Here is a 23302-nt window from a genome sequence, read left to right on the forward strand (position 1 = left end):
TTGTTATTTTATTAAATTAATTATTTCTTGATCTGTTGGATTTTTCTTTACTAATACTCCATTCGGGTCGAACAGATATTTTGATGGTAATTCTTCTACTCCAAATAAAAGAGCAACTTCCGCATCAAATCCATTATGATCAATAAACTGTGTGAATTTTATTTTATCTTTTTCAATCGCTTTTAGCCATTTAGATTTGTCGGTATCTAATGAAATTCCAACAATTTCAATTTTATCCGAATTTAAGTCTGCGTGAAGTTTTACCAATTTTCTATTTCCTAATCTGCAAGGTCCGCACCAAGAAGCCCAAAAATCAATTAGCAAATACTTTCCTTTAAACTGATTTAAATTGGTAGTTACATCTAATTTGTTTTTCAACGCTATATCTGGAAGTGCGTCTCCTACATTGATTTGCCCTATTGCATTGGTGCTAAAAATTAATAGCATAATTGTCGCAATCTTTATTCTGATGTTCATAGACTTCAAGTTATTATTTGATCGTTTCAACCGTTTTTCCACAACTCATCATCATTGAACCGTAATATGGATTTTTGATTGCACTATCTTTACTTAACCAATTCGCTCCTTTTCCATCATTGGCCATAGGGCAAAATTGGTAATAAACAGTTGCATCTATTTTTGAAACTTTAATAAGCTCATATACATTTTTAGACAATCGATCTAAGTAAGTCCTTTGCCTATTTGCGTCCTTATTTGTACTAATACTTTCAGTATCTTTCTTTAAATCGGTAAGCAATTTCATCCAAACGTTATGAACGTCCATTGGCAAAGCCTCCATTTTAACTTCGTTGATTGACGCTAACAAAGATTTTGCTTTTACTGAAGCAGTAGCACCGTCTGTTTTCACTAAAGCGTCTTTCACTTCAAAATAAGCGTCAAAAACTGGTGTAAGTCCTTTACTTTTTTGATTCGTAACTGCTTTATCAGAATGATTTTTATGAGTACTAGTTCCGTCCATAATCATTTCTGATTTTACGGCAACTTTAGCTTCTCTATCATATTGACAACATCCGTGAAGGTTATTATATACATTATCAGGTGCTAGAAATGAATCACTATCATAACCTGCCAAAGCAATTCGTTTTAGTATTTCATCTTGATTTGTTTTTTTTGAATCATACGTCAATGTTGCCATTTTAGTATCTTGATTCCAATCTACTGAAGCTACCTTTTTTAAATTTCCTGCTGTCTCGATTGTTTTTTCACACATGCCACAGTTACCATAAATTTTCACTGAAGCTGTTTTTGCGTTTTTTATTTGCGAGTGACCCACTATAAATGACAGTAACATAGTAATTACCATCATACTTGTTGAAATTGATTTTTTCATTTTATGAGAATATTGTATTCAAAAAAGTTGATTTTTTTGAATTGATTTTATTTTTTTTGAATTTTAAACAATTAGAAACACATTAATAATTGTATATAAATACAACAGTATTAATTCATTAATTGCTTTAGAAGTATAGCATTTGCTATTAAATTGACATAAGTGTGGCTGTCAAAAGTGTTTTTAGCTTATTTTAGGAATAAGCCAAATTGAAGAATGACCTTCTGAAAGAGAAGGTGCATGATAATAGAAGTTAACTTTTGCTATCGTAGGAATATTGATAAAGTTATCAAATTTATATTGAACAAAAATAGAGGCTATACTTGTTGTGCAGGTTGACGAACAACCACAACTTGAATGTCCACAACTACCGTCACAATCTTTTTCTTCAGAACCTTGAGTACTTGAACAACAACTTTTTGATGCTGTTTTTGAGGTAGAAACTTCTTTGCTGCAAGATTTTTCATGACTACCACACGCAAAAGTATTGCTCGGAATAAAGAATATTCCGAAAAACAATAAAAATATGACGTATGATTTTCTCATTTATTTATTTTCAACACTACAAAGTTACTCAATTCAAATTAAAATTTATAAAGAAAATGTTAAAAGTAAGAAGCAGTAAGCAGTGCTTTGTCGTGAAGTTCAATTTGCATTTTTATGTAAAAAAAGAAGCATTTTCAAGAGAAATGAAAATGCTTAGTTAGTTTTATATAAGAAGGAGGAAAGCGTGTGTTGTTTTTACAGCATAAAGTTTTCAAACAACGCACACATTCTCACTTTTCACCTAAATTAAACATTGGGACTTTTCGATATAAGTTTAAGCTTAATCGCAAGTCCCAATCTTTAAATTTTTTATTTATTTTCTTATATTCTTTCTGATTTCTTCTAATGTTAAGTCAATTAAAAGTTCACCATCACGAAATACTTCTTTTAATTCGCCTGTTTTTTCAAGTTCCCAGTTTACTTGATCAACAAGTTTATAGGTGTTATTTTCAGAAATAATTTTCATTAGACCTTTTGCAGATTTTTTAGTTCCATCATCCGTAACTGGATCTTTAAAAATTTCTCTTCCCACACCGTCTACTTCTCCGTATGTCGTTTTCATTGCAAAACCAAAAGTATCTCTTGTATTGTATTGATACGTGTACGAACCAATTCCTAATACCACGTTTGTAGAAGCAAAACCCTTCTCTTTTAGTCTTTCACAAATTTGTGTGGCTCTGTCAATAGTGATGCTGTCGCCATAAATTGCTCCAATTTGTGGAATTAGTTCTTTATAACCTTTGGCATTTACCGTACCACCAAAAGTGTCCCAAAGTAATTCGATAACTCCTTTTTTCTCATTTTCGTTTTTTCCTTGTGGATTTCCACAAATTATATCAACTGGGTCGCCACTGTCTGGTCTTATTACTACTTTTCCTTCTCTGTTTGTGATTTCATTTTTTAATTTAGGTAAGTATTCGGTCAGTACTTTCCATAAATCCCATGTATCTGAAACGATAGAAAGAACGCCTTTAGGATATACTTCGGTAATTAATCTTCTAAATGTCCCTAATTCGTCCTCAAAAGTCCCCATACACATTACGGAATGCTCCGTTGCGGAAACTGATCCACCTACTAGTTCTTTGTCTGAGTTCGCGTTGTAATATTTTTCTAATAAATCAATAGCGGGAATTGTATCCGTACCAGTGAAACTTAGTAAATGTCCACTAGAAGAACAAACTCCAGCTTCTATTCCAGCCATTCCTCGCATAGAGAAATCGTGTCCTTGCCAATCTACAAATTCTGGCATTGATGAGGTTTCTTTAGCGTATTTGTCCAGTACTTTTCTGTATTGCTTCGCGATAGTAGCAGAAGTACAAGGCATCCAAATTACGGCAGAAACAAGCGTTTCAAAATAGTTAGTAAGCCAAAAGAATTCTGGTAAAGTGTTGTACATTGTAAACATAGGAACGCGCACTGGAACACTAAAGCCTTCAGGTAAAGCTTTGATGACCATCGGAATATATCCTAAATCGTATAGGTCTTCAATGTGTTTGGTACCCACTTGATTTTCGCCTAAATAATTATTTATTCTTCGGCTATAAGCGGCAATTACTTCTTCTTTAGGTTGTTTGAAAAAATGAGTTTCGAAATCTTCTAAGATGTATTTCTTGATGAAGTATTGTAAACCAAAAAACACAATTTCATCTATGCTTTCTATTCTACTTTTTCTAGGAGTCCAGTTCGAATATACTAAAGTTGTTCCTGTTGGATATTGTCTGCGGTGGTCTACTTTGTAGCCGTCTGTTAATAATAATGGGTTACTCATAATTTTAAACGTTTTCTGTTAAATAGTTTAATTCTGTATATACTTGATGCAAACCTGCTCGATCATCTAAATAAGCGTTTGCATATATTTTTTTACTTTTCAATTTATGAAATGGAGGATTTTCGTTGATGGAATCAAAAGGAATATCGTTTGCCATTAAATAGTTAGCTACAAATTCTAAATCTTCTTGGCCGGTCCAGCAAATCAAATAGCAGTTTATAGTCTTTAGCTTTCTAATTAAAGTTATTACGTCAGTATAAACTCTGTTTTTTTTGTGAAAATCATAAACAGTATCATCAAAATCAAAAGCTACGACTAATGAGCCGTGGTTTTGATATTCTTCTAAAAGCCTGTTTTGTGAATTGTTTTTAGTAAGATAAAAGTCCATTGTCTAGTTTAATTTGTGTTAAACAGTTGTGACTTATTTCTTTTACTGAATCTGTCGTATAAATATGGGTAAAATATTTTTCTAGTTCCTCAAACCCTTTGCTGAAAATTCCGTGGGTAACAGCTAAATATAGTTTTCCAGCATTTTTGTTTTTTAGTTCATTTGCCAATCCGATGAAAGTTCCACCGCCATCACAGATATCATCCACAATTAAGCAATCTTCACCACCTAAGTCATCATAATACACTTTAAAACCAGTTAGTTTTCCTGTTTTCACATTACGACTTTTACTGCATTCAACTACTTCAACGCCACCTAGAAATTCTGAAACTTTATAAATTTTCTTTAAAGCGCCTCCGTCAGGTGAAATTAATTTGACGTTTGTGTCAATCTTAGCTAGTACTTCTTTTATGAAATTGTGATTTGGTATTGCCTCACAATTGTTTAGTAAAGCTGGTGTAACTTCTGAATGCGCGTCTAAAACAAGAACTTTCTTAAAGTTTAAATTATTAATAATATCAGCGTATACTTTTACAGAAAGAGGTTCACCTTTTACCATAACACGGTCTTGTCTAGCCGACGGGAAGTAGGGGATGACTAAATTTGAAATTTTAGCATCCATTCTTCTTAATGCGTCAACTGCTAAACACAATAATCCTAAATCGTTAAATGAATTAAGTCTGTGCGTTATTACAATTTCTGTTTCAGAATCAAAAGTTGATTTAATTTTGATGTGTGGTTCTCCACCAGAAAATGTAAAATTTTGAAATTCAATTTCTTTGCCTTCTAAAGGTCTGAAATCTTTGTCTAAATTTAATATCATAATTCTTATATTGTGTAATTCTTACGCAAAGTTAGATTAATTTTTTTAACATCCAAATACTTTGTGTAATATTTACGCAAAATTAATTTCAAACAGAAATCCTTCTTTCGATAACCTCTTGTATTTTGTGTTATTAAATTTGAACATTTTTGCAGGTCTACCGCTTTTTTTAGGTGAAAAGCCTCCTGTTTCCTCAATTATACCAAAGCTTACTATTTTTTTTCTAAAATTTCTTCGGTCAATTTCTTTTTCTAAAATTGTACAATAGAGATTTTCTAAGTCGGAAAATAGAAATTCTTTTTGAAGCAAGTCAAAGCCAATTGGTTGGTATGTTAATTTATTTTTAAGCCGCAGATGAGCTTTTTCGATGATGTCTTTATGATCAAAGGCTAATTCAGGTAACTCTTTTATAGGAAACCATTGGGCATCTTCAGCATCGCTGTCAGCAGTTAAAACTAGTTTTCGAGAATTCACTAAAGCAAAATAAGCAACTGAGACCACTCTAAATCTAGGATCTCTGTTGATATCGTCTCCAAATGTATACAGTTGTTCTAAATAATTTACGGTAACTCCAGTTTCTTCTTTTAATTCTCTTTTTACTGCTTCATTAAGTGTTTCGTGGTCTTTTACAAAACCACCAACTAAAGCCCATTGATCTTTTAAAGCGCCAAACTTCTGTTTAATCAGTAACACGTTCAAATTGTTGTCTGAATATCCAAAAACTATTGCGTCTACTGCTATTTTAATATGCTGTTCAATTTTCATTTTTTGTATGCGTAGTTTATACACAAATATATAAATTTATTCTTACTCTTTTAAAATCTAATCATTTAAGTAATAATTCAAAAGCACTCTTAAAATTATTCGATATGATACTATATAAGATGCTATTTCTCGAACGCACCTAGTCAAAAAAAATCTGATTTTATTTTTATAAGGGTTATGATAAAATTAAAACTTTGTAATATAATTGTTTGAAAAAAGCTACACAAATATTTTAGTTTTATTGATAATCAGTGATATATGTAAGAAGTGAATTTTCATATGTAACATAAAAATGAATATAATTATCACCTTTACAGTGTAATTAATTCTTTAAAACGTTTAAAACGTCAAACACTTATAGTTTACAAAAAGCAAAATTAGTTTGCAAACTCAAGCTCTTATTAAACCCTTATTGATAAGTAGTTAGAGAAAAAAAATCGAAAAATAAACAGATCATAAATTTAATCGTACAAATGCTTTTACTGTAAATGTACAAAATAACTTAAAAAACAGCGTTATGAAAAAAACAATTACTATTTGCGCCTTAGGGCTTTTCGGGGCAACTATACAAGCCCAAATGAAGGATGTGACTGTCACATTGCAACCCACCGCAAGTTACCATTGGTTTGATAAAAATACGGCAATTGAAGATGGTGTGCTATATGGAGGAAGGGTTGGTTTTGGCTTTGGAGAAGCCATTGAATTAAGAGCTATCTACGAAAAATCTGCAAACTTAAAAAACACAGTGGATGGTTTTGGAGTTTTTTCGGATGATTTTGTGAATAACTTCAAGTCCAGAAGCGTTGATATCGAACGCATAGGAGGTGAGTTTAAAGGAAACATTCCTACTAGAGGTACTTTTGTTCCCTACATAACATTAGGTGCTGGAGTTCAAAAATTAAAAGTAGATATTGCAGCCACTGGTGCGCCATCAAATGTGCAAAAGTCAGAGCAGATATATGCGCACTTAGGTTTGGGGACACAAATTAGATTAGGAAAAAGAGTGTTTTTAAATTTAGAAGCAAAAAACACCATTTTTAATATGAATCCTGCATCTGTGTTATTCCAAGATGGACAAGATCAAAGTGATATTGAAGATTGGTTGAATGATAATAAAAATACGCGTATGTATAACTGGTCTGTGTTGGCGGGTTTACAACTGTATTTAGGTGGTCGTTCTCCTGAAGAGTATAGCGCCTTAGACAGAGCGTACAAAAATAAATTTTCAGGTGGACAAGGTGGTTTCAAGTTAATTGTTGAGCCTTCAGGTGCTTATGTAAATTTTGATAACGATACAAATTTAAAAGACGCTTACTTTCTTGGAGGTAAACTGGGGTTTGATTTAAATGAATACGTTGGTTTAAGAGCTTTTTATTATCAAGCTATTAGAGATGAAAAAATTTCTACAGATTGGGATGATATGGCTATGTATGGTGCAGACTTTGTTGCTAAGCTAAATGTTTCGCGTGGTTTAGTGCCTTATATCACTGTTGGTGGAGGGTATTTAAACGCTTATCAAAAAAGTTACGTTGGTAAAGACGGATTAAATCGTGCTAACTCAGGTTATTTTGCAAAAGGTGGAGCAGGAATTAATATTCCATTAGGCAGAAATTTTGAAGTTTTTGGAGACGCTAGTTTGCTATTTACTTCTGATCGTGCAGTGGATGATTTGCAAAATACTATTGCACCAGATGAATTAAAACAACATACAATGTACACCGTTGGTCTTCGTTTTCAGTTAGGTAAAAAAGCAGCGGACACAGATAAAATTTTAGAAAGAACAGTAGACAGAAGAGTGGAAGAAAGAACTAAGATATATGAAGATAGAATAAAGGATCTTGAAGCTGAATTATCCGAAGCGTATAGAAACAATGATACGAGAAAAGCTGTCGAAATAATTGAAGAGAAAAAGGAATTAGAACGTAAAATTGAAGCTGAATACCAACCAAAAACTTCTGTTAGAGAGAAAGAGGTTAAGGAGAGAGATATTAAAGAGAGAGAAGTGAAAAAAGAATCTAGAGTTGAAATGACGCCTAAGGAACTTGAAGAGCTGATTGAAAAAGTAATTCAAGGTGTTGATGAAGAATCTCGAAAAGGACAAACAACTGATGAGCGTATGGACAGATTAGAACGTTTGTTGCTTGAAGTAAATACGGGGACTTACAGAGAAAATACAACTCCTGCGCGCCAGCAAGATGCTTCACAAAAAATCTTAGACAAATTAAACGAACTAGATAGAAAAATAGACAGAAACACGGATAGAATAAATAATTTAGGAAGCAATTTACAAAATCAGAATCAGGATAAAACAACTATTATTGCAGCGGGTCAGCAAACCCCAGTTGTTGCGCCTCCAGTACAATTGCAACCGGAAACTAAGATTGTAACGGATGCTGATGGAAATACAGCTATAAAAACGGAACCTGTTGTTAACAGTGTTGCAAGCGGATGGGTAATTGATGAAGGTTACTCAGTGTTCACAGGTGTTGCAATTGCAGATGAGGTGGCTATGACAATTGGTGTTAGAGGGAATTATTCATTTACAAATTCACCCTTTAAATTTATGCCAGAGCTCTATTTAGCACCAGGAAGAAACACTGGATTTGGTCTTAATGCAAACGTTATAGTACCTTTTCCAGTGGATAAAGGAGTAATTTTAACTCCGTATGCAGGACTTGGACTTGGATATAATCAGGCAGCAGGAGAAAGCACATTTGCACCAAACCTTCTTATAGGAACTTCTTTTAACGTTCTTGGAGGAAAATTATTTGCAGATTATACAGCGCACAATTTTATATCCATACATAGAATATCACTGGGCTATAAATTAAACTTTTAATAGTATGTCACAGACAAACAGATTACTTAAACTAACGACAATAGTGCTTGCTTTAAGTACGCTATTCACAGGTTCGCTCTTCGCGCAAAGCGATAAGAATGCTGAGAAAAGTACCATTGTTATGACAAAATCTGAACTAGACTCTTTTTTAAGTACGATTGCTGAGGCAAGAAGATCGGAACTGAAAGCAAGGGATAGTAGAAGTGTGAAACAAGATTTAGAGGCGTTGAGGTTAAAATATCAACAACGAAATGCAGTGCAATCTTATGAATATGCTCCGGTTTCAAATGAGCAAATTTTAAGAGAACTGCGTTACATAAATCAGAGAATTGATAATTTAAGTGGAAATAATAGTGAATTTCCTTCTATGAATAGAGACAATTCCACTGTAGTAGTGCCTGGAAATGCAGCCGGATCATCGCTTTATGCGCCAAATGACAGAAATGCAACCACTTTGATTACTTCTGACAAGAAAAGAATTAAAGAACTAGAAGCTACAATAGATTCCTTACGAAATGTTACAGCTCCGGCCAAAGTTTATAAAGAGAAGAATTCGTTTGGCGATAGTCTTTCGGTGATTAATTCAAGATTAGATATTGTTAGACGTCATCTGGATAGTTTAGAAATGAAAATGAAACCTGTTCCTAAAACTAGCGTAAAAGCAGCATCACCTGAAAATAAGTCGTACTTTAAACAGCAAGTTTATTTCGACAATAATTCACAAACTTTGCATGATGAGTATTTTAAGTATATTCAAGATCTAACTCAGATTTTACTTAAATACCCAGAAGCGAAAGTGATGCTAGAAGGTTGGGCAAGCCCAGTAGGAAAACCACTTCATAATAAACAACTGTCCATGCGAAGAGCCGAATCAGTAGAAAAAGCTTTTCTTAATAATGGAATTGCCAGCACTCGTATCTTAACTTCTTTTAGAGGAGAAGATAAATCATCTTCAGAGCAACATGCAAGACGTGTAGATATGTCGATTATAGTAAGGTAATGAAGTGAAAAATAAGAAAGAATACTAATTTCTAACTTTATTTTATAATACAATACGTTGTTTTAGTTAACAAACAAAAAGCTGGTAAATCTGTGGATTTATCGGCTTTTTGTGATTTATGGGCTAACAGAAGAATTCTAAAATAGTTATAATTTTAAACTGTTTAATAATCCTTTGGAATTTAAGATAACTTCTGCTTAATGGCAGTCATATCCATTTGAAGTCTTCTAATAATTTCTTCTAAAGTATTCACATCATAAGTTTGAGGTTTAAAATTTTCGCGCTCAACGCTACCAACATATTCCCAAATTTCTGCTATTTCTGAAAATTTAACATCAAATGAATTATAGAACGTATTATCAGAATTAAAGGCAAAACTATTAGTGCCGTTTTTATTCAAACGCTTGTAAACCATTTCTCTGTTAGTGGTGATTACAACATATGTTTTACCATCAATTACATCGCCAATTTTTTCAATATATTTCCCAATGATGTAAGATTTACTATTATGCGGCGGCATAGAATCTCCATCGATAGGAAAGGTTCTATACTTTTCGTTTTTATTCAACCAAGGCAGATGAATATGATCTAATTCAGATATAAAAGTGAAATCAGCATAACCTCCAGCTGTATAACCTGCTTTTGCTTTGTGCGTAACAATCTCAATTAAATTCTCGCCTTCTTTATTAACAACAATGGGCAAAACAATTCGATTATCTTCTAGTTTTAATAAATTATCAATCGAGACTTTACTCAAATCAACAGTTAAAAGTAAGTCAATACTAATGTGATAAAATCTAGAAATTACTAATAAGGATTCTGCTGGTGGAACATTTTTACCGTATTCATATTTTTTATATTGGTCCACACCAAACTTCATTCCATGCGCAGCTTCCAATTGAGTCAAATTGAGTTTGTTTCGAAGCCATTTTAAATTGTCAGAAATATAAAGCATATGTTAAAGTGATTTAGAGTCACTACAAAGATACAGAATTAAGGGACTCAATATCCTACTTTTGTAAAATAATTTTAATTACCCTTAATCACTATGTCACGTGCAATTGTTCACATGGATTTGGACACATTTTTTGTTTCCTGTGTTAGATTGGAAAATCCCCAATTAAATGGAATCCCACTTATTGTAGGTGGAGGCGAAAGAGGTGTTGTTGCTTCTTGCTCCTATGAAGCGCGCTATTTTGGTGTGCGCTCTGCAATGCCTATTCGGATGGCAATGCAACTTTGTCCGCAAGCAAAAGTGGTAAAAGGCGATATGGAATTCTTCTCGAAGAAATCAAATGAGGTGACCCAAATTGTAGAAGAGAATTCACCATTAGTTGAAAAAGCGAGTATCGACGAATTCTATTTAGACATTACAGGAATGGATAAATTCTATGGCTGTTACAAATGGACCAATGAACTTTCACATACGATTACTAAAGAAACAGGTTTGCCTATAAGTTTTGCTTTATCAGTGAACAAAACGGTCTCTAAAATTGCTACAGGTGAAGGTAAACCCAATGGTAATCTGCAAATTGTAGAAAACAATGTAAAACACTTTCTAAATCCATTATCCATTCGAAAAATCCCGATGATTGGCGAAGTAACCTTTAATTTATTATCAAGAATTGGGATTCGAAATATTGAAAAACTTGCAGAAACTCCGGCAGAAGTTTTACAAAGTATGATCGGGAAAAATGGGGTAGAACTATGGAAGAAAGCAAACGGAATAGACAATACGCCGGTAATGCCGTATAAAGACCGAAAATCGCTTTCTACCGAACATACTTATCTGCAAGATACAATCGCTGTAAAAGAAATTGCGACTATGATCTTAACAATGGTGGAGAAATTAGCGTTCCAAGCCAGATCAGAACAATGGCTTGTTTCTACAGTTGCAATTAAAATTAGGTATTCCAATTTTGATACGGAAAATACACAAAGAAAAACAGCCTACACTTCTTGTGATCACGTATTAGGAAAATTGGCTTTAGAATTATTCAATAAATTATACACCAGAAGAATGCGTATTCGATTGATAGGCGTTTCATTTACCGGATTGGTTAGAGGAACGTACCAAATGAATATGTTTGAAGATACAGAGGAAATGATGGCATTGTATCAAGCAATGGATTCCATCAAAAACAGATATGGGTTTGAAGCAGTAACAAGAGGAGGAAACTGTTTTAAATCAAAAGTCGAAGAACAATTACGAGTTAGAAACAGTCAATAATAAAGTACAATAAATAAAAATGCATTTAAACTGTCACTCTTATCATTCGTTGCGTTACGGCACCATCCCTTTAAACGAATTGGTGGAACAAGCACATGCTTTGCAACTTAAAGTGATGGCTTTAACGGATATCAATACCATAACTGGAATTTACGATTTCATGAAAAATTGTGAAAAAGCAAGTATCAAACCTTTAGTGGGAATTGATTTTAGAAATGACAACAAACAATTATATATCGGTTTAGCTAAAAACGAAAAGGGTGTAGGCGAGATGAATCGGTTTTTAACAGCACATAATCTCGAAAAAATAATACTTCCGACTGAAGCACCACTTTTTAATGACGTTTTTATAATTTATCCACTTGAAATTTATCCAGAAGTCTTGAAGTCTAATGAGTTTATTGGTATAAATTTCGAACAATTGCCACAATTATACAATCCTTTATTGAAAGAAAGAATTCATAAAATGGTAGTGTTGCAATCGGTTACTTATCGGACAAAAAAAGAATTTAATCTGCATAAAATATTACGAGCAGTCGATTTAAATTGCTTGGGTTCTAAATTGAAAGAAACCGATTATTGCAAAACTTCAGAAGTAATGATTTCAACTGAAGAACTGTTGAAAAAATTCGAAAATTATCCAGAAATTATTAAAAACACGGAGTACATAATTGATAATTGCAATTTCACTTTTGATTTTACTATTTCTCGAAATAAAAAAAACTATACTTCAAGCAAAGAGGAAGATATTAAATTACTGGCAAAATTAGCCTATGAAGGAATGATTTTTCGGTATGGAAATGGTAATAAAGAGGCTATCGCTAGAATTGAAAAAGAATTAAAAGTAATTAGTGATTTAAATTTTAGCGGTTATTTTTTAATAACTTGGGACATCGTAAATTACAGTTTAGGACAAGGGTTTTTACATATTGGACGAGGAAGCGGTGCCAATAGTATAATCGCTTATTGTCTTAAAATCACAGACATTTGTCCGTTGGAATTAGATTTATATTTTGAACGGTTTTTGAATTTAAATCGGAAATCACCTCCTGATTTTGATATTGATTGGTCTTGGCGAGAAAGAGACATCATACTGACTTATATTTTCAACAAATACGGAAGAGATCATGTAGCATTTTGTGGTACCAATGTCGAATTTAAATACCGTTCAATTTATCGAGAAATTGGAAAAGTATTTGGATTGCCAAAAGAAGAATTGGACGAATTGGCTAAAAATAAACCCGCTAACATTCACAAGAATAAATTAGTTGTCATGATTCAAGAATATGGCAAAATGTTAGAAAAATATCCCAATCAAAGAAGTATGCATTCTTGTGGTATTATAATTTCAGAGGAACCAATTACCAATTTCACAGCGTTAGAATTACCGCCAAAAGGTTTTCCAATTGTCCAATTTGATATGCATGTAGCAGAAAATATTGGGTTTGATAAATTCGATATTTTAAGCCAAAGAGGTATTGGCCATATTGATGATACGGTGAAATTAATCAAGCAAAATCAAAATCTCGATGTTAACATTAAAGACACTTCGATTTCAAAAAACGAAAGTAAGTGCAATGAATTACTAAGTCAAGGTAAAACTATCGGTTGTTTTTATATCGAAAGTCCGGCCATGAGAGGATTATTGCGACGATTAAAATGTGATAATTATAAAGTCCTAGTGGCGGCATCTTCAATAATTCGGCCTGGTGTAGCACAATCAGGTATGATGAAGGAATATATTTTTAGACACAACCATCCCGATAAATTTGAATATTTTCATGATGTATTTAAAGAACAGTTAGGCGAAACCTACGGAATTATGGTCTATCAAGAAGATGTAATTAAAATTGCTTTGCATTATGGCGGACTTCCGGCTGCCGATGGTGATATTTTACGCAGAGCCATGAGTGGTAAATCGAGATCCTTAGCTTCTTTGCAAAAAGTAAAAGATAATTTCTTTGATTCATGCAAACAAAAAGGACATCCTGAACAGCTAAGTCAAGAGATTTATCGGCAAATAGAATCTTTTGCAGGTTATTCTTTTTGCAAATCACACTCAGCATCTTACGCCGTTGAAAGTTATCAAAGTTTATATTTGAAAACCTATTATCCTATCGAATTTATGACGGCGGTTATCAATAATTTTGGAGGTTTTTATAGAACCGAAGTTTATGTTCATGAAGCGAAAATGTCTGGAGCAAAAATTGATAATCCATGCGTCAATAGAAGTGAAAACCATACTACTGTTGCCGGAAGAACTATCTTTTTAGGCTTCCAACATTTAAAAAGCGTGGAAACAAAAGTTGCAAATGAAATCGTAAAAGAGAGAAATAGAAATGGACACTATTTGGATTTAGAGAATTTTATAAATCGGGTGGCTATCGGGATTGAAACCTTACAAGTATTGATATTTATTGGTGCGTTCCGATTTACAGGTAAAGAAAAAAACGAATTATTAATAAAAGCACGATTATTGCTGATTAACTACAAACCTCAAAATAACAACTTGCTTTTAATTGAAGAACCTGCGAGAGAATATCAATTGCCACATTTACAACGGGCTCCTTTTGAAGATGCTTTTGATGAAATTGAATTGCTAGATTTTCCTGTTTCTGTGACACCTTTCGATTTATTAAAAACAAAATATCGAGGAGATGTTATGGCGAAGGATTTAACGAAATACCATAAAAGAGAAGTGAAAATGTTGGCGTATTTAATTGCCCGAAAACATGTGCCCACAAAAAAAGGCGATATGTTTTTTGGAACTTGGATTGATGCCAATGGCGATTTTTTTGATACCGCTCACTTTGCAGATTCTTTAGTAACTTACCCGTTCAAGGGCGGTGGTTGTTATTTATTATTGGGTAAAGTTGAGGTTGATTATCATTTTCCTACCATAACGATTAGTAAAATGAGTAAAATGCCGTTTATTCCAGATCCACGTTATGCCGCAACGGATGAAAAAAGATATGATACGCAAAATCAAATAAAAGAAGATGTGAGTATGACACAAAGAGCACCTTATCCACAGGAAAGTGAATACAATTTGCCACGTCAAAAAATGATAAATTAAATGTCTAATTAAATTTAGAACAACAGCTAACATGAAAAATATAGAATACGCTATAGTAGATATAGAAACCACGGGAGGTAATGCTAGAGCAAGCAGAATAACGGAAATCGCCATCTTCATTCACAATGGAAAAGAAGTGATAGAACGATGGGAAACCTTGGTAAATCCACAAAAAGAAATACCGCTTCCTATTTTTGCATTAACTGGAATAAACAATGAAATGGTTCGTGATGCACCTATATTTGATGACATTGCACCTAAAGTTTTCGAGATGCTTTCGGATCGAATTTTTGTAGCACATAATGTGAATTTTGATTACAGTTTTGTACATCACGAATTAGAACAATCTGGATTTAAATGGACAGCTTCAAAATTATGCACGGTTCGTCTTGCCCGAAAGATCAGACCAGGTTTTAAATCCTACAGCCTTGGAGTCTTGTGTAAATCACTCGATATTCCTTTAGAAAATCAGCACAGAGCAGGAGGAGACACAGAAGCAACCTCAATTTTGTTTTCCCGATTAATGGAATGGGATACAGAAGGTGAAATTGCACAAATGATTAAAAAAAACGCAAAAGATCAAAGACTTCCGCCAAATTTACCTGCATCGGATTTCGAAAAATTACCAGAAAAACCGGGAGTTTATTATTTTTATAACCAAGAGCAAAAGGTGATTTATATCGGGAAAGCTATCAATATCAAAAAGCGTGTCGCTTCTCACTTTACAGGAAATACTACAAATGCACAAAGACAACATTTTTTAAGAGATATTCACGCCATATCCTTTGAAGTTTGTGCAACTGAATTAATGGCTTTACTAATGGAATGTAGTGAAATAAAAAAGCTTTGGCCCATGTATAACAGAGCTTTGAAGAAGTTTGAACCTAAATTCGGACTGTATGAATATGAAGCAATGAATGGTTATCGCTATTTGGCAGTTACCAAAATAAATAAATTTCAAACGCCAATAGAATTTTTCAACTCACTTCACGAAGGGATTTCTGAAGTTCGAAACTTAACGGAACAATTTGATATCGATTTCAGATTTTGCAAATTTAATAGTCCAAATGATGGCGAACTCTTCAATCAGATAGATGAATTTCCGTATCCAGATAATGAAGAACACAATCTTAAAATTGATGAAGCCTTAAATCACTTGGTAACAAAAAGACAAACATTTGTAATTGTAGATAAAGGCCGAACTTTCGAAGAATACAGTTGCGTCTGGATTGAAAAAGGTCATTTTTACGGAATGGGATATATCGAAAAATCAGAAACGATATACGAATTAAATGATTTGAAAAATTTTATTACTCCACACAAGAGCAATAATTATATAATGCAATTGATCAATAATTACGCTTTGAAATATCCGAAAAAAGTAAAATATAGTATTAGTGAGATGCTTTAATTTTTTTAAATTAATACTGCAAATAAACTAATAAAAAAGTTAGCCTGAATTTATTTAGTGTCCTATCATTTATTGAAGTTTAGTAAAATTATTGATATCAAACGCCGAAAAAGTATTAAAAAGAATTAAAATCAACTTAAATGCTTGAATTGTTTGTAATTATGTAAGAAAGCTGAATAATTGTATAAGACTATAATGCCTTTAATGTGACATTTTTGTATGATAATATTAATCACTAAAAAGAAGTTCAAAATGAAAAATTCAAACCTTGATCAAAAGCAAAATGCAGCAGTAAAACTTACGTTAACTTTAGAAGAATTTATCACTAAATACGGAAGAATCAGCAGACCAGAACCTTCTGTAGCATAACCAATTTTTCTTGTGAAATTAGTCAAGACGTTACATCTTTTAAATGTAATGGGCTATTTTAATTCGCAATTTATTCTATTTAACTAATAGCGTTGTTTAAAATTGAAAATATTGAAACTAGTACTACTTAAAGGTAAATGTTTCAGTAGTAGAACTTCAAATTATAACTACTATTTTTTCTAAAATAGGACTGTTTTTATAAATTATTTAGTTTTAAATAATAATTCGAAAAGATTAAAATTACCTCATAAAATATCATTTTACAGCAATAGTTTACTGTAAGATTTGTTGTTTTAAAAGCTAAAAATACTTTCTCAATTACTCGTTTTTCACATCGTAAAAGCGAAAAATTTCTTTAAAATATCTAAATTAAAGGCAACTTTATTTTGGACAAGAAAGAAAATAAAAGGCTTATTTTATAAGGTCTTCTGAATTTTCTATTTCTAAAAAAGACATTTGGCAATACTACAGAAATTATTATTTTGTGTTAAAAACCGTTAAATACCTAACTCAAATTTAAGAGAAATAGAATTTGATTATTGTTAGCACACTTTGTTGATAACTTTCAATTGTTTTTTACTATTATGGTTTTTTATTAAAATTGTAATTTGTAATATTGTTTTTACATTAAATTTAATTATTTTTTATTTATCATGGCAATTAATTTACAAAAAGGTCAAAAAATAGATATTGGTTTATCAAAAATTACAGTTGGCTTAGGATGGGATCCAAATGAAGGGACGGGAAATGATTTTGATTTAGATGCATCAGCGATAATGATCAATTCAGACCGCAAATTGCTTGGTGAAGATTATTTTATATTTTACAATAATTTAAAATCTCCAGATGGTGCTTTAGAGCATACAGGCGATGATCCAACAGGCGGTAACAGCGATGGTGATGATGACGAAGCCATAAAAGTAGACTTAAATAAGATCGACGCAAATGTGCAAGAAGTGCTATTTGTTGTAACAATTGAAGACTTCGAAAGAAGAAAACAAAACTTTGGACAAGTTAGAAATTCATATATCAGAATCGTTGACGATGCTAGTGGAGAAGAAATCGCTAAGTATGAGTTAGACGAGGATTTTTCAATAGAAACAGGTGTTGAATTTGGAAGATTATACAAAAGAGGTGGTCAGTGGAAATTTGAAGCATCTGGTATTGGTTATAGAGCTGATTTAGGATTTTTCTTGGAGAAATACTACTCAGGTCAGATCATAAAATAGGTTTTAAATATGGCGATAAATCTTCAAAAAGGGCAAACTATTGATTTGCGTAAAAATGACAAAGGTGAATCGTTTGATCTCTCTCAAGTTACCATTGGATTAGGTTGGGATGTAAAACAAAAGGAAAACGGCATTTTAGGCAAATTTTTCAACAGTAATAAAGAGGAGGAGTACGACTTAGATGTAATAGCTTTTCTTTTGGATGCGAATGGAAAAGTTGCTAATCGTGGAAAGGATTTAGTTTTCTCGAATGGTAAAAAAGTTGGACTTCATGCTGGGGACGTTGTTTTTTTTAACAGTATGACGTATCCTTCGGGTTCCGGCACATCAAATATGTTGTTTCCAGAAGGAACTCCTAAATATACAATGCAACAAAAAATCAATCAGTTACTTAATAACGGGGAACTAATTGTTCATACCGGCGATAATCTTACTGGAGAAGGAGATGGCGACGATGAGCAGATTATTATAAAGCTAGATTCGTTACCAACAAAAATTGATAAAATTGTTTTTTGTGTTTGCATCTATCAGGGAGTTGCTAGAAAACAACAATTTGGAAAGGTAGAAAATGCCTTCATCAGAGCATGTGACAAGAATAATAAGGAAATTGCAAAATACACATTATCAAACAGTCCTGATTTGGAGAACAAACATTCATTAATCTTTGGAGAAACATACCGCCACAATGGAGCATGGAAGTTCAGAGCTATTGGAGAACCGCTTCAAACGGATAATTTTGTTGATATTTTAAAGACATACATTAATTAAAAAATAAAGTTTGAAAATTGATTATACCCCTTATAGCCACGTTTCTTTCGATTTATGGCTGACCTTGATTCGATCAAATCCAGAATTTAAAAAGAAACGAAATTTATTGTTTAAAGAGTACTTTGAAATCGATGCTTCTATAGAAAAAGTGACGGAAGTGGTGCGCTATTATGATGTTTTATGTAACAGTATAAACGAAAAATCAGGTCTTAATTTTAATACATTTGAGATTTATTATTTAATTTTGAATGCATTACATGTTAATATAGAAGAAATTGATTCCATCAAATTAAACGAATTCTATAGAGAAACCGAGCGTTTGTTCATGGAGTTTAAACCAAATTTGATTTATTCAGATCTAGATTTGTTGCTTAAGGAAATGACAGAGAAAGGAAAAACAGTTAATATATTAAGTAATACCGGATTTATTAAAGGAAATACCTTGAGGAAATTACTAGAATATTATGACTTAACCAAGTATTTTTCATTTCAGATTTATTCAGATGAAACTGGTTTTTCAAAACCCAATCAAAAAATGTTTCAACTCGTTTATGATCAAGTCGGTGAAAACAATACGATACAAAAACAAGAGATTTTGCACGTGGGAGATAATGCAAAAGCAGACTACGATGGCGCCATAAATTTTGGATTTAGGGCATTACTAATAAAAATATAAGAGTGAATAAAAGTTATAGTTTACATAAAATAGAATCAGTTGATGCACTTACTTTTAGTCCATCTGATTACAGTTGGTTTAAATTTGGAGATAGATATTATGCGAAAAGCTTCGCGAAGGAACTTTTTGACGATTTTATTCTGAATCACGGTGATATAATTTTAGAACAAGAAGAAGTTATTGTGCTTCCGAGTCCTTATTTATCAATTCCAACAGCTTCTAATTTTTTATGCTATTATTTTAAAGAATATTTGAACATTTTTTTATTTAACAATAATAGAAAAGCAACAATTGAATCTAAGATTTACAGAAATCAGACTTATGTGACTGATTATGGAAATCTAGATTTTGAAGAAAGAATTAAGCTAATATCAAACGACACCTATTATTTAGATAAGGAGTTTATAAATGATAAATTCTGTATTTTTGTTGATGACATAAAAATTACAGGAAGTCATGAACACACCATAAATAAAATTTTGAATCAATATAATGTTGATGGTAAATTTTTATTTGTCTATTTCGCCGAATTAACTAACAAGGAAATTCATCCAAATATTGAAAATTTTTTCAACTATTTTGCAGTAAAGGGAGTGGAAGAAATCATCGAAGTTGTGAACAGAGCTGATTTTCAGTATAACACTAGAATAATTAAATTTATTTTGAATTTTGAAGAAAATGATTTGAATAAATTTCTAGAGAATATTACTTTTCCAAGACGCGAAGAATTATTTGCGCTAGCGATAAGTAATAACTATCACCATATTAATGAATACATTAACAATTTAAAAACTATAAAATCAATATAAAATGGCAATCAATTTACAAAAAGGGCAAAGAGAAAATATTAATGCACCAAGATTTACAATCGGTTTAGGCTGGGATACAAACACTAGCACAACAGGTACAGAATTTGATTTAGATGCTTCGGTATTCATTTTAGGTGAAAACAAAAAAATGATTTCTGACGCACATTTTATTTTTTATAATAATCTTAAATCGCCAGATGGATCAGTACTTCATACAGGAGATAATTTAACTGGAGATGGTGATGGAGACGATGAACAAGTTAAAATTGACCTAAGTAAAATAGGCTCAGATGTAAAAGAAATTTGTATTGTAGTTACAATTCATGATGCTGAAGTAAGAAAACAAAATTTTGGTCAAGTTCGTAATTCTTTCATCCGTATTGTAGATGATAGTAATAATACTGAATTGGTTAAATATGAATTAGAAGAAGACTTTTCTATTGAGACTGCTGTTGAATTTGGTAGAATCTACAACAAAGACGGACAATGGAAATTTGAAGCTATTGGTGCTGGAATGAAAGGTGGCTTGCAAGATTACTTAAACAAATACAACTAGAAAGATGGCTATTAATTTAGAAAAAGGACAGAGAATTAATTTAGAGAAAAGTAATGGATCTAAATTACAAAATATTTGCGTTGGAATCAACTGGGGTGCCATCGAAAAGAAAGGTCTTTTCGGAACTAAAAAAGAAGCGGTTGATTTAGATGCAAGTTGCGCTGTTTATGACGAAAAGAAAAATCACATAGATTCTGTTAATTTTAAACAATTAAAATCAAACGACCGTGCTATTATTCATAGTGGTGATGATTTAACAGGAGATTTAAATGGTGATGATGGATTAGATAATGAAGTAATAACATTAGATTTTTCAAAATTAAGTGCAAGCGCTAACTACGTTGCTTTTTATGTAAATAGTTTTCGAGGTCAAGATTTTAAAGACATTCCGTTTGCATCAATTCGCATCTATGAAGGTACGCCAACGAAGGTGAATGAAGAATTTGCACGATATGATATTGCTAACGATGCTACTTTCTCAGGGAAAGTATCTATGATTCTAGGCGTTTTTTACAAGAGAAATGACGAATGGAAATTTAATGCAATAGGTGTTGCAACAAGCGATAAAAAATTAGAACAAACTATTGTTACAATTCAACAAAATCACTTATAAAATTAAGATATGGACAATTTACAAGTAATTTCAGAAAATCAGAACTTGATTGACAAAGATGGAAATGTAAATTTGGCAACTATTTCTGAAGCAGAAGTTGTCAATTATAAATCGATGACGAGTCAATTGAATGAAAATGATATCAATTCAATTTTAAACTATGGTGCTGAAATTCAAAATTCTATTTCAAAACAAAGTGATACTTTTTTAACGAATGTAAGAACTTACAATTCGGGCGAAGTGGGTACATTGATTAATGACTTATTAACAGAAATTAATTATGTAGACGTAGATCAATTAGACCAAGGTCCGTTAAAACGATTTATGTCTAAAATTCCACTTCTTAATAAATTGGTTGGGGATGTAAAAAAATTGTTTCAGGAGTACGATAAAATCACTGTAAATGTTGATAAAATCAGCAATAAAGTAAAAGCTGGAATGATCAATTCTGTAAAAGATAATACTTCTTTGCAAACAATGTTTGACGGGAATGTGAATCTGATTAAGGAAATGGAGAAACATATTATTGGTGGTCAAATTCGCTTTAATGAATTAAAGGAAGAATTGACACAAATGGAAACCAATAGTGCGCAATACCAAGATTACCAAATTGCAGATAAGAGAACGTATATCAATAGATTAGATAAGCGTTTAGCTGATATGAAAATTGTACGTTTTATCATGTTACAATCGTTGGCGCAAATTAGAGTAGTGCAAAATAACAACGTTTCAATTGCAGAAAAAGCACAGTCTATTTTAACAACGACGATGCCAGTTTGGAAAAATCAATTGACATTAGCAGTTGCATTACAAAGACAAAAGCAAAACATTGAAATACAACGAAGAGTTTCTGAAACAACGAACACTATTCTACAGAAAAATGCTGAGATGCTAAAACAAAATAGTATTGAAGTAGCAAAAGAGAATGAAAACACTATTGTATCGCTTGAAACTTTAAAAATGACGACAAAATCATTAATTGATACGTTGACTGAAGTAAAACAAATACATGAACAAGGAACTGAAACGAGAAGACAGCTCGATGCAGGTTTACAAAGTCTTGAAAGTGAATTAAAGAAATCTGTAATTAGTTAATAAAATCAATTTGAATTATAATGCAAAATGACGAAGAACTTTTTGTTCAAATAATTAATGATAGTAAGAAAAAGTTACTGGTTTTAAAATTGTTATCCAATTTTTTTAATCACCCAGACTTTATTAATATCATTATACGAACGAAAATTATTCACAATCTTTTTGATAAAAATAAAACACTTGATACTAATAAATTAGATCTTTTTCATATTCAATATACGGATACTCTTATTGAGTTATTTCAAAAATTGAAAAAAAACAAAGAGCAACAGTATCTTTTACTTTCGGATGAAATCTACATTAATAATGAATTTATTTCAAAAATAGATTCAGAAATAGGTAATGAGAAATTTTCAGAACGTGTAAGAAATCAGTCTCAAAAAATGTCTGAAAAAGTAGAGCAAATCTACAATATGTTTGTAACAGAGGATACAAGAACAGCTAGCTGGATTGAAATTGCAAATTTTTCAGCTGATTTTAAGTCAGAATATTACAGAGAGATACCACTTGAGAAATATGAAGAACTAGTTTGTTTTGACAGGAATACATATTACAATGCAAACGCTATAATAGAAAAAAAACTTTTAGGCAGGTTAAATATATTAAAGTTTAAAGTAAAATTCTTATGCGGATTCGTTTGTCAGAATGAGGTTATTGAAGTTTATGAATTCAGAGACTCCAATGACCTTTTTATTTTTATATTGAATAACAAATCGTTCTTTTTCCTTAATGAAGAAGATCGGAAGGATCTCGATCTTTCGAAAAACAACTCAAATAAAAGTAGTATTGTCGAAGATTTAAGAGCGAAAAACAGAAGATTGAATAAAAAACTAGAAACCGTAAAGACAGATTTAACAAATGATATTCAAATAGTTTTAAAAGAATATTTCGAAAAAATTTCGTCAGTAGACTTTTTAGATGAATTACAAAATGTAGATGAGCAAACAAACATTTTAAAAGCAATGTTGAACATAAAAATAACTTAGAAGT

General features: G+C 31.9%; 21 protein-coding genes. 13 read left to right on the forward strand and 8 right to left on the reverse strand.

Annotation, left to right across the window (positions count from 1 at the left end):
- Positions 1-3: 3 nt before the first annotated feature.
- From ACFSX9_RS02290 to ACFSX9_RS02320, 7 genes are all read right to left on the reverse strand, one after another.
- Positions 4-477, reverse strand: a complete 474-nt coding sequence (locus tag ACFSX9_RS02290; RefSeq protein WP_379803875.1) for a TlpA family protein disulfide reductase — start codon at positions 475-477, stop codon at positions 4-6.
- 13 nt (positions 478-490) lie between these two features.
- Positions 491-1351 carry a DUF3347 domain-containing protein gene (locus ACFSX9_RS02295; RefSeq protein ID WP_379803877.1) on the reverse strand — a complete coding sequence of 287 codons (861 nt, stop codon included), beginning with the start codon at positions 1349-1351 and terminating at the stop codon, positions 491-493.
- 183 nt (positions 1352-1534) lie between these two features.
- The gene (locus ACFSX9_RS02300; RefSeq protein WP_379803879.1) at positions 1535-1897 is read right to left on the reverse strand and encodes a hypothetical protein; all 363 of its coding nucleotides are present in this window, start codon (positions 1895-1897) and stop codon (positions 1535-1537) included.
- A 313-nt stretch (positions 1898-2210) separates the two neighbouring features.
- On the reverse strand, positions 2211-3665 hold the full coding sequence (locus tag ACFSX9_RS02305) for a nicotinate phosphoribosyltransferase (protein WP_379803881.1): 1455 nt from the start codon (positions 3663-3665) through the stop codon (positions 2211-2213).
- 4 nt (positions 3666-3669) lie between these two features.
- Positions 3670-4053: a hypothetical protein gene (locus ACFSX9_RS02310; RefSeq protein WP_379803883.1), complete on the reverse strand. Its 384-nt coding sequence runs from the start codon at positions 4051-4053 to the stop codon at positions 3670-3672.
- The gene (gene prs / locus ACFSX9_RS02315) at positions 4034-4876 is read right to left on the reverse strand and encodes a ribose-phosphate diphosphokinase (RefSeq protein ID WP_379803885.1); all 843 of its coding nucleotides are present in this window, start codon (positions 4874-4876) and stop codon (positions 4034-4036) included. Before prs ends, ACFSX9_RS02310 begins: the two co-directional genes overlap by 20 nt.
- Before the next feature lie 72 nt (positions 4877-4948).
- Positions 4949-5641 (reverse strand): NUDIX domain-containing protein, encoded by a 693-nt coding sequence (locus tag ACFSX9_RS02320; protein ID WP_379803887.1) that lies wholly within the window; start codon positions 5639-5641, stop codon positions 4949-4951.
- Between the two features lie 517 nt (positions 5642-6158).
- Between ACFSX9_RS02320 and ACFSX9_RS02325 the strand changes: the two genes are divergently transcribed.
- Positions 6159-8480, forward strand: a complete 2322-nt coding sequence (locus ACFSX9_RS02325; RefSeq protein WP_379803889.1) for an outer membrane beta-barrel protein — start codon at positions 6159-6161, stop codon at positions 8478-8480.
- 4 nt (positions 8481-8484) lie between these two features.
- Complete coding sequence (locus ACFSX9_RS02330) at positions 8485-9480, forward strand: OmpA family protein (RefSeq protein ID WP_379803891.1); 996 nt, start codon at positions 8485-8487, stop codon at positions 9478-9480.
- A gap of 181 nt (positions 9481-9661) precedes the next feature.
- Here the strand turns inward: ACFSX9_RS02330 and ACFSX9_RS02335 are convergent, their stop codons facing one another.
- On the reverse strand, positions 9662-10435 hold the full coding sequence (locus ACFSX9_RS02335; protein ID WP_379803893.1) for an XRE family transcriptional regulator: 774 nt from the start codon (positions 10433-10435) through the stop codon (positions 9662-9664).
- 93 nt (positions 10436-10528) lie between these two features.
- On the opposite strand from ACFSX9_RS02335, the gene dinB reads away from it, so the two are divergent.
- The 11 genes from dinB (at position 10529) to ACFSX9_RS02390 (ending at position 23298) form a co-directional block, all read left to right on the forward strand.
- On the forward strand, positions 10529-11710 hold the full coding sequence (dinB, locus tag ACFSX9_RS02340; protein WP_379803895.1) for a DNA polymerase IV: 1182 nt from the start codon (positions 10529-10531) through the stop codon (positions 11708-11710).
- Positions 11711-11729: 19 nt separating this feature from the next.
- Positions 11730-14786: a DNA polymerase III subunit alpha gene (locus ACFSX9_RS02345; protein WP_379803897.1), complete on the forward strand. Its 3057-nt coding sequence runs from the start codon at positions 11730-11732 to the stop codon at positions 14784-14786.
- 31 nt (positions 14787-14817) lie between these two features.
- A complete protein-coding gene (locus ACFSX9_RS02350) occupies positions 14818-16197 on the forward strand; it encodes an exonuclease domain-containing protein (protein WP_379803899.1) in 1380 nt (459 codons plus the stop codon).
- A 1022-nt stretch (positions 16198-17219) separates the two neighbouring features.
- Positions 17220-17795: a TerD family protein gene (locus ACFSX9_RS02355; RefSeq protein WP_379803901.1), complete on the forward strand. Its 576-nt coding sequence runs from the start codon at positions 17220-17222 to the stop codon at positions 17793-17795.
- A 9-nt stretch (positions 17796-17804) separates the two neighbouring features.
- The gene (locus ACFSX9_RS02360) at positions 17805-18563 is read left to right on the forward strand and encodes a TerD family protein (protein WP_379803903.1); all 759 of its coding nucleotides are present in this window, start codon (positions 17805-17807) and stop codon (positions 18561-18563) included.
- Positions 18564-18573: 10 nt separating this feature from the next.
- Positions 18574-19239, forward strand: coding sequence for an HAD family hydrolase (locus ACFSX9_RS02365; protein ID WP_379803905.1), 666 nt, complete (start codon positions 18574-18576; stop codon positions 19237-19239).
- A 2-nt stretch (positions 19240-19241) separates the two neighbouring features.
- Positions 19242-20048 carry a phosphoribosyltransferase family protein gene (locus ACFSX9_RS02370; RefSeq protein WP_379803908.1) on the forward strand — a complete coding sequence of 269 codons (807 nt, stop codon included), beginning with the start codon at positions 19242-19244 and terminating at the stop codon, positions 20046-20048.
- Position 20049: 1 nt separating this feature from the next.
- Positions 20050-20604 carry a TerD family protein gene (locus ACFSX9_RS02375; protein ID WP_379803910.1) on the forward strand — a complete coding sequence of 185 codons (555 nt, stop codon included), beginning with the start codon at positions 20050-20052 and terminating at the stop codon, positions 20602-20604.
- A 4-nt stretch (positions 20605-20608) separates the two neighbouring features.
- A complete protein-coding gene (locus ACFSX9_RS02380) occupies positions 20609-21217 on the forward strand; it encodes a TerD family protein (RefSeq protein WP_379803912.1) in 609 nt (202 codons plus the stop codon).
- Between the two features lie 9 nt (positions 21218-21226).
- Positions 21227-22312 carry a toxic anion resistance protein gene (locus ACFSX9_RS02385; RefSeq protein WP_379803914.1) on the forward strand — a complete coding sequence of 362 codons (1086 nt, stop codon included), beginning with the start codon at positions 21227-21229 and terminating at the stop codon, positions 22310-22312.
- Between the two features lie 248 nt (positions 22313-22560).
- A complete protein-coding gene (locus tag ACFSX9_RS02390) occupies positions 22561-23298 on the forward strand; it encodes a hypothetical protein (protein WP_379803917.1) in 738 nt (245 codons plus the stop codon).
- Positions 23299-23302: the final 4 nt, after the last annotated feature.

Source organism: Flavobacterium ardleyense (genome assembly GCF_042686085.1).
GTDB classification, from domain to species: domain Bacteria; phylum Bacteroidota; class Bacteroidia; order Flavobacteriales; family Flavobacteriaceae; genus Flavobacterium; species Flavobacterium ardleyense.

Coding starts and splice junctions, on each gene's coding strand:
- ACFSX9_RS02325 (WP_379803889.1), top strand. CDS start 6,159: ATGAAAAAAACAATTACTATTTGCGCCTTAGGGCTTTTCGGGGCAACT.
- ACFSX9_RS02335 (WP_379803893.1), bottom strand. CDS start 10,435: ATGCTTTATATTTCTGACAATTTAAAATGGCTTCGAAACAAACTCAAT.
- ACFSX9_RS02375 (WP_379803910.1), top strand. CDS start 20,050: ATGGCAATCAATTTACAAAAAGGGCAAAGAGAAAATATTAATGCACCA.
- ACFSX9_RS02385 (WP_379803914.1), top strand. CDS start 21,227: ATGGACAATTTACAAGTAATTTCAGAAAATCAGAACTTGATTGACAAA.
- ACFSX9_RS02320 (WP_379803887.1), bottom strand. CDS start 5,641: ATGAAAATTGAACAGCATATTAAAATAGCAGTAGACGCAATAGTTTTT.
- ACFSX9_RS02330 (WP_379803891.1), top strand. CDS start 8,485: ATGTCACAGACAAACAGATTACTTAAACTAACGACAATAGTGCTTGCT.
- ACFSX9_RS02360 (WP_379803903.1), top strand. CDS start 17,805: ATGGCGATAAATCTTCAAAAAGGGCAAACTATTGATTTGCGTAAAAAT.
- ACFSX9_RS02290 (WP_379803875.1), bottom strand. CDS start 477: ATGAACATCAGAATAAAGATTGCGACAATTATGCTATTAATTTTTAGC.
- ACFSX9_RS02295 (WP_379803877.1), bottom strand. CDS start 1,351: ATGAAAAAATCAATTTCAACAAGTATGATGGTAATTACTATGTTACTG.
- ACFSX9_RS02310 (WP_379803883.1), bottom strand. CDS start 4,053: ATGGACTTTTATCTTACTAAAAACAATTCACAAAACAGGCTTTTAGAA.
- dinB (WP_379803895.1), top strand. CDS start 10,529: ATGTCACGTGCAATTGTTCACATGGATTTGGACACATTTTTTGTTTCC.
- ACFSX9_RS02300 (WP_379803879.1), bottom strand. CDS start 1,897: ATGAGAAAATCATACGTCATATTTTTATTGTTTTTCGGAATATTCTTT.
- ACFSX9_RS02350 (WP_379803899.1), top strand. CDS start 14,818: ATGAAAAATATAGAATACGCTATAGTAGATATAGAAACCACGGGAGGT.
- prs (WP_379803885.1), bottom strand. CDS start 4,876: ATGATATTAAATTTAGACAAAGATTTCAGACCTTTAGAAGGCAAAGAA.
- ACFSX9_RS02355 (WP_379803901.1), top strand. CDS start 17,220: ATGGCAATTAATTTACAAAAAGGTCAAAAAATAGATATTGGTTTATCA.
- ACFSX9_RS02380 (WP_379803912.1), top strand. CDS start 20,609: ATGGCTATTAATTTAGAAAAAGGACAGAGAATTAATTTAGAGAAAAGT.
- ACFSX9_RS02345 (WP_379803897.1), top strand. CDS start 11,730: ATGCATTTAAACTGTCACTCTTATCATTCGTTGCGTTACGGCACCATC.
- ACFSX9_RS02305 (WP_379803881.1), bottom strand. CDS start 3,665: ATGAGTAACCCATTATTATTAACAGACGGCTACAAAGTAGACCACCGC.